This is a genomic window from Candidatus Protochlamydia sp. W-9, assembly GCF_001950615.1.
Classification (GTDB): domain Bacteria; phylum Chlamydiota; class Chlamydiia; order Chlamydiales; family Parachlamydiaceae; genus Protochlamydia; species Protochlamydia amoebophila.
In genome coordinates this window covers 1-392 of sequence record NZ_BCPZ01000123.1, presented here as the reverse complement: position 1 = coordinate 392, position 392 = coordinate 1, and the positions used below count along the sequence as shown (strand labels likewise).

Genomic DNA, 392 nt, shown 5'->3' with positions numbered 1-392 from the left:
GAGGATCCACTTGACAATGCGAAGCATCTATCACAAGCCATTCATAATCTGGATCGTCAATCAGCACCTCAAGCAACCTTTCCCAGACTCTCTGATTGCGCCATCGGATAAATCGCCGATGAGTATTGCTCCAACCACAGTAATCTGGAGGCAAATCCCTCCATGGAGCTCCCGTTCTTAATATCCAAAATACTGCATTGATAAAAGTCCTATTATCTCTTGCTATACCACCCCAAGCCCCTCTTTTTCCTGGCAAATGAGGTTCCAGTAAATTCCAAACTCTGTCGGATATATCATGTCTTCTGTGCGCTTCCATAAGATGCTCCATTGATGAGCGTAGAAGAGTAGCACATTTAAGCATTTATTTTATTTCTCGTGACTACACTATCTAG

Annotated in this window: 1 protein-coding gene; it reads right to left on the bottom strand. The window is 43.1% G+C overall.

What is annotated here, in order from left to right:
• The coding region (locus tag BU804_RS03340; protein ID WP_143298920.1) for an IS5 family transposase at positions 1–316 on the bottom strand (316 nt) is incomplete at its 3' end.
• Positions 317–392 lie beyond the last annotated feature (76 nt).